This window comes from Pseudonocardia pini (genome assembly GCF_013870575.1).
In the GTDB taxonomy this organism is placed as follows: Bacteria; Actinomycetota; Actinomycetes; order Mycobacteriales; family Pseudonocardiaceae; genus Pseudonocardia; species Pseudonocardia pini.
This window is the reverse complement of sequence record NZ_JACBXB010000124.1, coordinates 1-10,002: the sequence shown is the minus strand read 5'-3', so window position 1 is coordinate 10,002 and position 10,002 is coordinate 1. Positions and strand designations below refer to the sequence as shown.

Sequence of the window (10,002 nt, the reverse complement as noted above, 5' to 3'; positions counted from 1 at the left end):
CCGACGCCACACGCAAGACCCTCGCCGTCGCCCTCGGCTGGGCCGCGCTCAACGGCGTCGCCCTCGCCGGGACGAGGCGGGGGTAGGCGTCCGACCCTGCTCCCGGGACGACTACCTGCCCGAACGGCCGGTCTCGGGGCCCGACCTGCGGGTACACCCGGTCTGGCGATGTGAGGAGTTCGACCTCCACCGGCGCGGCGCGTCGGTTAGCTTCACCACGCACAGTGTCGCATCGTGACGCTCCCTGCCGCGTCCCGGCGACCACACGGGGCACAATCCCCACCAAGCGCCATGGTTGTCTGCTAGCGAGGAGATCGTGTGACTGACGTCGAGGGTCCGCCCGGGATGCGGATCGGTGTCGTGGCGGAGACCGCGAAGTCGGAGACGCGGGTCGCCGCGACACCGGAGACCGTGAGGAAGCTGATCGGGCTGGGGTACGCCGTCACCGTGCAGGCGGGCGCGGGCGTGCGGGCCGGGTTCGAGGACTCCGCCTTCGCCGAGGCGGGCGCGGAGATCGCCGAGGGCCCGGTGTGGGACGCCGAGATCGTGCTGACCATCAACGCCCCCGAGCCGGACGAGATCGAGAAGCTCCAGCCGGGCTCGGCCCTCGTCGCGATGCTGGCGCCCCGCTTCGAGCCGGAGCGGGTCGCGGCGCTGGCCGAGCGCGGCGTCACGGCGATGTCGATGGACGCCGTGCCGCGGATCTCGCGCGCACAGTCGTTGGACGTGCTGAGCTCGATGGCCAACATCGCCGGCTACCGCGCGGTGATCGAGGCGGCGCACTCGTTCGGCCGCTTCTTCACCGGCCAGGTCACCGCGGCCGGCAAGGTCCCGCCCGCGAAGGTGCTGGTCGCGGGGGCCGGGGTGGCCGGGCTGGCCGCGATCGGCGCGGCGAAGAGCCTCGGCGCGATCGTGCGGGCGACCGACCCGCGGCCGGAGGTCGCCGACCAGGTCAGGTCCCTGGGCGGCGAGTACCTGGCCGTGGAGGTCGAGCAGGAGGCGAGCACCGACGGGTACGCGAAGGCGACCTCGGAGGACTACGACCGCCGCGCCGCGGAGATCTACTCCGAGCAGGCCGCGGACGTCGACATCGTCATCACCACCGCGTTGATCCCGGGCAGGCCCGCGCCGAAGCTGCTGACCGCGGAGCAGGTCGCCTCGATGAAGCCGGGCAGCGTGATCGTGGACATGGCCGCGGCCCAGGGCGGCAACGTGGCCGGGACCGTGGCGGGGGAGGTCGTGACGACCGACAACGGCGTCACGCTGATCGGGTACACCGACCTGCCCGGCAGGCTGCCCGCGCAGGCCTCGCAGCTCTACGGCACCAACGTCGTCAACCTGCTCAAGCTGCTCACGCCGGAGAAGGACGGGCAGCTCACGCTGGACCTCGACGACGTCGTGCAGCGCGGGCTGACCGTGGCGCACGCGGGGGAGACGTTGTGGCCCCCGCCCGAGGTGTCGGTCAGCGCGCCCGCGCAGCCGGCCGCGGCGGCGCCGGTGGAGCCGCAGGAGCCGAAGAGGCCCTCGCGGTTCCGGCACGTGATCGGGCTGGCTGCCGGGGTCGCGCTGTTCGCGGTCACCGCCGCCGCGCCGCCCGCGTTGGCCGGGCACCTCACGGTGTTCCTGCTCGCCATCGTGATCGGCTTCTACGTGATCGGGAACGTGCACCACGCCCTGCACACGCCGCTGATGTCGGTCACCAACGCCATCTCCGGGATCATCGTCGTGGGCGCGGTGCTGCAGATCGCCGTGGACGACGCCGTGGTCATGGCCCTCGCCGCGGTCGCGGTCCTGCTGGCGTCCATCAACATCGTCGGTGGCTTCGCGGTGACCCGCCGCATGCTGTCGATGTTCTCCCGGAGCTGAGGCCCGAATGACTGCGAGTTCGTTGACGCTGGCGGCCTACCTGGTCGCCGCCCTGTTGTTCGTGGTGAGCCTCGCCGGGCTGTCCCGGCACGAGACCGCACGGGCGGGTGTCGGGTTCGGCATCGCCGGGATGGCGATCGCGCTGGTCACCGTGGTGGTCACCGCCCTGGGCGCGGCGAGCACCCTGGGCATCGTGCTGCTCGTCGTCGCCGTGCTGGTGGGTGCGGCGATCGGGCTGTGGCGGGCCCGCGTGGTCGAGATGACCGGGATGCCCGAGCTGATCGCGCTGATGCACAGCTTCGTCGGCCTGGCCGCGGTGCTGGTCGGCTGGAACGGCTACCTCGAGCCCGGGGCGCTCGACCCGGCGCTGGAGGGCATCCACCACGGCGAGGTCGTGGTCGGGGTGTTCATCGGCGCCGTCACCTTCACCGGGTCGATCATCGCGTACCTCAAGCTGTCGGCGAAGATCGCGTCGGCGCCGCTGACGCTGCCGGGCAAGAACGTGCTCAACCTGGGCGCGCTGGTGGCGTTCGTGGTGCTCACGGTGTTCTTCGTGATCTCCCCGTCGGTCTGGCTGCTGGTCGCGGTCACGGTGCTGGCGCTGCTGCTCGGGCTGCACCTGGTGGCGTCGATCGGGGGCGGGGACATGCCCGTGGTGGTGTCGATGCTCAACAGCTACTCCGGGTGGGCGGCGGCCGCGTCGGGCTTCCTGCTGTCGAACGACCTGTTGATCATCACCGGCGCGCTGGTGGGGTCGAGTGGTGCGTACCTGTCGTACGTGATGTGCAAGGCGATGAACCGCTCGTTCATCTCGGTGATCGCGGGTGGCTTCGGCGCGCCCTCGTCGTCGGGCGGGGCGGAGGTGACCGGCGAGCACACGGAGGTCGACGCGGCCTCGGTGGCCGACGCGCTGTCCGCCGCCCGGTCCGTGGTGATCACCCCCGGCTACGGCATGGCGGTGGCCCAGGCCCAGTACCCGGTCGCCGAGCTGACGCGGCGGCTGCGGGAGTCCGGCGTCGAGGTGCGGTTCGGGGTGCACCCGGTCGCGGGGCGGCTGCCCGGGCACATGAACGTGCTGCTCGCCGAGGCCCAGGTCCCGTACGACATCGTGCTCGAGATGGACGAGATCAACGACGACCTGGCCGAGACCGACGTCGTCCTCGTGATCGGGGCCAACGACACGGTCAACCCGGCCGCGGCCGAGGACCCGACCAGCCCGATCGCCGGCATGCCGGTGCTGAAGGTGTGGGAGGCCGGGCAGGTGGTCGTGTTCAAGCGGTCGATGGCCGCGGGCTACGCGGGCGTGCAGAACCCCCTGTTCTTCCGCGAGAACACCCGGATGCTGTTCGGCGACGCGAAGGACCGCGTCGAGGACATCGTCGCCGCCCTGAAGGCCACCGCACCCACCTCCTGACGGCGGCTCGGCAGGCTCTCCGAGTCCTCAGCGGGCTCGCCCCGGCCGCACGAGCCGTCCGCGACGGCCGGCGCGTACGACGCGCCGGCCTTCGTCGGTTTCCTGCTGCCCGCGCTCCTCGCCGTCCTGTCCTCGGTGGCGGGCCACCCGCTCACAGCGACAGGACGAGGAGCCGAGCGGTTCGGTTCCGGTCGGTGGGACGGGGACTCACCGCGGGCCTGCCGGGTCGTTAGCGTCCCTCGCGGAACGGCGCCCGCCGACCGACACCGCCGAGGAGGGAGGCCCCATGCCCGCTGCGACGGCCATCGACGTCCACGCGCACTACCTGGGTACCGATCTGCCCGCGCCCACGGGGCGCGCCCCGCACCTCGTCGTCGACGGGGACGGGAAGGGGCGCATCGTGCAGGGCGGGTCGACCTTCCGGGCGGTCACCGCGACCCTCTGGGACGTCGACCGCAGGCTCCGGGAGCTGGACGAGGCCGGAGTCTCCCACCAGGTGATCTCGCCGGTGCCCGTGACGATGGAGCACGCCTGGTCCGCCGAGGCGGACCCCGCCTACGCCGCGGCGGTGAACGACTCCGTCGCGGCGGCGTGCGGCCGGTCCGCGGGGCGGCTCATCGGGCTCGGGTGCCTCCCGACGGCCGACATCGACGCCGCGGTCCGCGAGCTCGACCGCTGCCTCGGGCTGGGGCTGCGGGGCATCGAGATCGGTACCCGGATCGGTACCCGGATCGGCATGCTGGACCTGGACGACCCGGCCCTCGACCCGCTCTGGGCGGCCTGCGAGCGGACCGGTGCCGCGGTGTTCGTGCACCCGATCCTCGGCGGGCAGGGCGTGGTCCGCCGGTCGGGGCAGCCCTTCGACCTCGGGCTCGGGATGCTCGCGGACACGGCCATCGCCGCGTCGTCGCTGGTCTTCGGGGGTGTCCTGGAGAGGTACCCGAACCTGCGCGTCGCGCTGGCTCACGGGTGTGGCGCCTTCCCGTGGGCGTACCCGCGGCTGCGCGCCGCGGCGGGCCTCGGCGGCGGGTCCCCGGAGCTCTGGGACGCGCTGGCCCGCAGGCTCTACGCGGACACCCTGGTGCTCGACGACGAGCACCTGCGGCTGCTGGCGCACCGCTTCGGCGTGGAGAAGCTGCTGCTCGGCAGCGACGCCCCGTTCTTCCCCGACCAGCTGCGCCTGTCGATGGAGTCGATCGACGCGGCCCGCAAGTCCGGGGCCCTGCCCGTCGAGGCGGGGCCCGATCTGCTCGCCCGCAACGCGCTCGGGTTCCTCGGGCTCACGCACCTGCCCTGACCGCACCACCCACACCGAAGGACGACGCTCATGCCTCTCACGGAGGAGAACCCGGTCGAGGACCCCGGTGTCCGGCAGGCCGCCGACCGCCTGCTCGCCGCCGCGCGGACGCGGACGCCGTGTGCGCCCGTGCGGGACGTGCTGCCGGACGGCACCGCAGAGACCGCGTACGCCGTGCAGAACATCCTGACCGCGGACGCTCTCGCCGCGGGGCGCCGGATCGTCGGCCGCAAGGTCGGCCTGACCTCGCCCGCGGTCCAGCAGCAGCTCGGCGTGGACCAGCCGGACTTCGGTGTGCTCTTCGCCGACACGGCGGTGCCCGACGGCGGGGTCGCGGACTCGGCGGCGCTGCTGCAGCCCAAGGTCGAGGCGGAGATCGCCTTCGTGCTCTCCGCGGACCTCGACGCCCCGGACCTCGACGCCGCGGCGGTCCGTGCGGCGACCGAGCACGTCGTCGCCGCCCTGGAGATCGTGGACAGCCGGATCGCCGGATGGGACATCACGTTCGCGGACACCGTGGCGGACAACGCGTCGAGCGCGATGTACGTGCTGGGCCCGCGGCAGGTTCCGCTCGCCGGGCTCGACCTGACCGAGGTGCGGATGGAGCTGGTGGACGCGGTGGGGGACATCGTGAGCAGCGGGACGGGGGCGGCCTGCCTCGGCGATCCCGTGACGGCCGTGCTCTGGCTGGCCCGTACCTGCCGCGACCTGGGCTCGCCCCTGCGCGCGGGCGAGGTCGTGCTGTCCGGTGCGCTGGGGCCGATGGTCCCCGCCGCCGCGGGCGCTCGCTACACGGCGACGCTCTCCACCCTGGGCTCCGTCTCGGTCGCATTCTCCGACCCGGGCACCGCCACGACGGACCGACGCTCCGTGGGCGTCACGGCCGGATAGGACACGAGGAATGAAGACGAAGGTCGCGATCGTCGGGTCCGGGAACATCGGGTCCGATCTGATGATGAAGGTCATCCGCTTGTCGGAGACGTTGGAGATGGGGGCGATGGTGGGTATCGACCCGGCCTCCGACGGGCTGGCCCGGGCTGAGCGGCTCGGCTACGCCACGACCGCCGAGGGTGTGCGGGGTCTGGTGGAGCTGCCGGTGTTCGACGAGATCGGGGTGGTGTTCGACGCCACCTCGGCCAAGGCGCACGTCGCGAACGCGGCCTTGTTGGAGCCGTACGGGAGGATCCTGGTGGATCTCACCCCGGCGGCGATCGGGCCGTTCGTGGTGCCCGCGGTGAACCTGGCCGAGCACGCCACCGCGCGCAACGTGAACATGGTGACCTGCGGTGGGCAGGCGACGATCCCGATGGTCGCCGCGGTCTCCCGGGTGACCGAGGTGCCCTACGCGGAGATCGTCGCCTCGATCGCGTCGAAGTCCGCGGGGCCGGGGACGCGGGCCAACATCGACGAGTTCACCGAAACCACGTCGAAGGCCGTCGAGGTCGTCGGCGGGGCCCGCCGCGGGAAGGCGATCATCGTGCTGAACCCGGCCGAACCGCCGATGATCATGCGGGACACCGTGCTGTGTCTCGCGGCGGGCGGTGACCCGGACGAGATCAAGGACTCGGTGGCGCGGATGCACGCCGAGGTGTCGGAGTATGTGCCCGGCTACCGGCTCAAGCAGCAGGTCCAGGTCGACCCGGTCCCCGACGACGAACCCCTGGGCACCCTGATCGGGGACGCCCCCCGTCCCCGCTGGCGGGTGTCGGTGTTCCTCGAGGTCGAAGGGGCGGCGCACTACCTGCCCTCCTACGCGGGCAACCTGGACATCATGACCTCGGCGGCGCTGCGCACCGCCGAGCAGCTCGCCGCCGCGGCCGACACCGAGAAGGCAGGGGTGGCCTGATGGGCGAGCAGCCCGTGCTCTACGTGCAGGACGTGACCCTGCGAGACGGCATGCACGCCGTCCGACACCGGATGACCCCCGACGACGTCAAGGCGATCGCCGCCGCGGTCGACCGGGCGGGGGTGGACGCGATCGAGGTCGCCCACGGCGACGGCCTGGCCGGGGCCAGCCTCACCTACGGCCCCGGCAGCAACACCGACTGGGAATGGATCTCCGCTGCCGCCGAGGTCGTGCAGCACGCCAAGCTCACCACCCTGCTGCTGCCCGGCATCGGGACCATCGAGGAGCTCCGCAAGGCCCACGACCTCGGGGTGGTGTCGGTGCGGGTGGCCACCCACGCCACCGAGGCCGACATCGCGATCCAACACATCGGCCAGGCCCGCGAGCTGGGCATGGACGTGTCCGGGTTCCTGATGATGTCGCACATGGCCCCCGCCGCCGACCTCGCACGGCAGGCGAAGATCATGCAGGACGCCGGGGCGCACTGTGTCTATGTCACCGACTCCGGCGGCAGGCTCACCATGGCAGACGTGCGGGACCGGGTCCGTGCCTACCGCGACGTGCTCGACCCCGACACCCAGATCGGGATCCACGCCCACGAGAACCTGTCGCTGTCGGTGGCCAACTCCGTGGTCGCGGTCGAGGAAGGGGTGACCCGGGTCGACGCCTCCCTGGCCGGGCACGGCGCCGGCGCCGGGAACTGCCCCATCGAGGCGTTCATCGCCGTGGCCGACATCCACGGCTGGAAACACGGCTGCGACCTGTTCGCCCTCCAAGACGCCGCCGACGACATCGTCCGCCCCCTGCAGGACCGCCCCGTGCGCGTCGACCGCGAAACCCTCACCCTCGGCTACGCCGGGGTCTACTCCAGCTTCCTACGCCACGCCGAACACGCCGCCCACCACTACGGCCTCGACACCCGCGCGATCCTCGTCGAGGTCGGCCGCCGCGCCATGGTCGGCGGCCAGGAAGACATGATCACCGACATCGCCCTCGACCTCGCCGCAGCGAAGGGAGACCGAGCCACCGCACCCACCTCCTGACGGCGGCTCCGTCCAGCGGAAAGAGCTGGGCCGGTCGTTGACCACGACCGGGCCCGGCGCTGCACTGGCCCGACGACACCGGAGCGCAACGCCGCGCTCCGCCTCAGGAGGACCAGATGAAGGACGAGATCGTCGAGCCTCCGGGTTCGCATGAGCCGGAGCACGCCAAGACCCCGAAGAAGGCCGCCGCGAGCGGGTGGATCGGCAGCGCGCTGGAGTACTACGACTTCTTCATCTACGCCCAGGCCGCGGCCCTGGTCTTCCCGATCATCTTCTTCCCCTCGGACAACCCGCAGGTCGCCATCGTCGCCGCGTTCGCGACCTTCGGTGTCGGCTACGTGGCCCGCCCGATCGGCGCGTTCGTGCTCGGCCACTGGGGCGACACCCATGGCCGGAAGAACGTGCTGGTCCTCTGCATGCTGTTGATGGGCGCCTCGACCTTCCTGGTCGCCCTGTTGCCCACCTACGACGCGATCGGGGTGTGGGCGCCGATCCTCTTGGTGGCGCTCCGGCTGATCCAGGGCTTCGCGGTCGGCGGGGAGACGGCGTGACCGAAAGCCCCCACAGTGGATGCCTCGGGGCTCGACATGGATCTCATCGTACAGAGGGCAACCCGACACCCACGGTCCTGTGGGCGAACCGTTCGATCGTCATCGAAGTCCCTGCCCCGCAACAGGTAGGCCGCTCTCTGTGAGGGAACCGCGCCCTCCGGGGGCCTCGCTCGGGAGGTGGTCGCCACTTCCGTCGCTTCGGCCCCGGAGGGCAGCACGGTCTCCGCCCGGGCCGCCGGCTCGGTGTTCTCGGCCGCCGGTTCGGTGTGCGGGCGGCGGCCCGGGCGGAGCCCGTGCCGGGCTGTGCCGCCGAAACGACGGAGGTGGCTTGGGGGTGGCGCCCGCGGGCTGCGCGGTCTGTGCGGTCTGTGCGGTCTGCGTGGGTGGGCCGAGGCGCCGATCGGCCGGTTCGAACCGGCAGCAGTAGTGGTGTCGGCAGCTGTAGCGGCAGTTGTAGCGGTGGGTGCGGGAGCCAGGGCCGCGCAGTGGACGCGGCGGGATCGGCGGCGGAGCAGCGAATGGACGGGCGACGCTGGTGGGAGCGAGCGGCAGCAATGGCGGGCAGCAGCGGCAGCGGCACTTGCGGTGGCAGCAGCGGTGGAGGCGGACCGGTCGGGGTGCGGGCGTGGGGCTATCCGGTGAGGGCGTCGAGGCTGACCCGCTGTACTTCGCGGTGGGGGGTGGGGATCCGGCCGATCAGGTCTGGTCGGTGCAGGGCGTGGTCGAAGGAGATCTCCGCCGACGCCAACGCCTCACCGGTCCAGGGCATCGGGGCGGGTAGTTCCTCGCCATGCAGGGTCCGCTCGGGGGTGGTCTTGCGGGCGACCCGCACCCGGGCCTTCGCCACACCGGGGCCGATGTGGTGCACGGTCTGCACCAGGTCCGCGGTGTCCTTGAACCCGCGTTCGGCGGCGAGCCCGCGGGCCTCGATCTCGGCGACGAGGGAGAGTATCCGCGCTTCGATGGCATTATGTGCCCGTTGGGCGTCGGAAATGGCGGTGAGGAGTTCCTCGTCCACTGTTTCCGCCCATCGGGTCATGCCTCGAATTCTACCCGCCCGACTATTCGATGACCCTGCCTAGCAGCGGGGATGCGCTCAGTGGTCGCCTTTCAGGGATGACCGGCGACGCACCTTGAAAGAGCAATGAATTCGAGTCGAAGAATCGCCCGATCCGCCCCCCATAAAAGCCACCTCCGTCGTTTCGGCGGCGGTTCCCGTGCTGCCCTCCGGGGCCGAAAGGACGGAGGTGGCGGGCCCCTCCGGAGCGAGGCCCCCCGGAGGGCGCGGTCCGCACCAAGGAGCACAAGCCCCCTCCCGAGCGAAATCGCAACGGGCATCGCCCGCACCATGAACTCCGAGCCCCAACCCAAGCGACACCCCCAAGGGGCGTCGAGCCTCGACGTTGAGGCAGCGACACCCTCCGGGACGAGGCCCCACAGGACCTCGCCCTCAAGATCGCACGTTTCGTGCTCTCACCGTCGTACCGACAGCACTGAGCGCACCCAACCAGCGATCTTGCCGCGCTGAGAGCACGAAACGTGCACCCGCGCCCGGAACTCCGGGCGGCGGGCCGTCACGCGGGAGCAGTCTCAGTGGGGGACCGGTAGCCCCAGCAGCGCGGCGGCGTTGTCCCACAGGATCGCCTGGGTCGGCCGGGCAGCGAGATCGAGCTGGCGGGCAACGGGAACCACGAGATGCGGAGCCGGCTGGCGGTCGCCGGGGCGGTCGCTCCGCTGCGGTCCACGACGCTGGCCTACGAGCCCGTCCACCCGTGGATCACGGGGATGGGCGTGGCGCACTCATGCCCTCGATCGGCGCGCCGGACCGGTGGCTGCTCGGCGGGGAGCGCCTGACCGTGGGGAACCGCAGCTGGGAGGTCGTGCACACGCCCGGCCACTCCGACGGGCACGTCTGCCTCTGGTCGGCCTCGGACCGGGTGCTGTGCTCGGGCGACCACCTGCTGCAGGTCGTCTCGCCGCCGGTG

General features: G+C 72.0%; 8 protein-coding genes and 1 pseudogene. 8 read left to right on the top strand and 1 reads right to left on the bottom strand.

The annotated features are described in order from the left end of the window. Positions 1–318 precede the first annotated feature (318 nt). The 7 genes and pseudogenes from H5J29_RS10210 to H5J29_RS10180 all read left to right on the top strand — a co-directional run. The gene (locus tag H5J29_RS10210) at positions 319–1,866 is read left to right on the top strand and encodes a Re/Si-specific NAD(P)(+) transhydrogenase subunit alpha (RefSeq protein ID WP_312858142.1); all 1,548 of its coding nucleotides are present in this window, start codon (positions 319–321) and stop codon (positions 1,864–1,866) included. Positions 1,867–1,873: 7 nt separating this feature from the next. Then, on the top strand, positions 1,874–3,280 hold the full coding sequence (pntB, locus tag H5J29_RS10205; RefSeq protein WP_181780687.1) for a Re/Si-specific NAD(P)(+) transhydrogenase subunit beta: 1,407 nt from the start codon (positions 1,874–1,876) through the stop codon (positions 3,278–3,280). Positions 3,281–3,566: 286 nt separating this feature from the next. Beyond that, positions 3,567–4,577 carry an amidohydrolase family protein gene (locus H5J29_RS10200; RefSeq protein ID WP_181780686.1) on the top strand — a complete coding sequence of 337 codons (1,011 nt, stop codon included), beginning with the start codon at positions 3,567–3,569 and terminating at the stop codon, positions 4,575–4,577. A 30-nt stretch (positions 4,578–4,607) separates the two neighbouring features. Then, the gene (locus H5J29_RS10195) at positions 4,608–5,468 is read left to right on the top strand and encodes a 2-keto-4-pentenoate hydratase (protein ID WP_181780685.1); all 861 of its coding nucleotides are present in this window, start codon (positions 4,608–4,610) and stop codon (positions 5,466–5,468) included. A gap of 10 nt (positions 5,469–5,478) precedes the next feature. Continuing rightward, the gene (locus H5J29_RS10190; RefSeq protein ID WP_181780684.1) at positions 5,479–6,423 is read left to right on the top strand and encodes an acetaldehyde dehydrogenase (acetylating); all 945 of its coding nucleotides are present in this window, start codon (positions 5,479–5,481) and stop codon (positions 6,421–6,423) included. Beyond that, positions 6,423–7,466: a 4-hydroxy-2-oxovalerate aldolase gene (gene dmpG, locus H5J29_RS10185; protein WP_181780683.1), complete on the top strand. Its 1,044-nt coding sequence runs from the start codon at positions 6,423–6,425 to the stop codon at positions 7,464–7,466. Before H5J29_RS10190 ends, dmpG begins: the two co-directional genes overlap by 1 nt. A gap of 116 nt (positions 7,467–7,582) precedes the next feature. Beyond that, positions 7,583–8,014 (top strand): annotated as a pseudogene (locus tag H5J29_RS10180) (MFS transporter); the annotation flags it as partial. Between the two features lie 634 nt (positions 8,015–8,648). On the opposite strand, the gene H5J29_RS10175 reads toward H5J29_RS10180, so the two are convergent. Then, the gene (locus H5J29_RS10175; protein WP_181780682.1) at positions 8,649–9,056 is read right to left on the bottom strand and encodes a DUF222 domain-containing protein; all 408 of its coding nucleotides are present in this window, start codon (positions 9,054–9,056) and stop codon (positions 8,649–8,651) included. A gap of 364 nt (positions 9,057–9,420) precedes the next feature. On the opposite strand from H5J29_RS10175, the gene H5J29_RS10170 reads away from it, so the two are divergent. Continuing rightward, positions 9,421–10,002: MBL fold metallo-hydrolase (locus H5J29_RS10170; RefSeq protein ID WP_181780681.1), on the top strand; the 582-nt coding region annotated here is incomplete at its 3' end.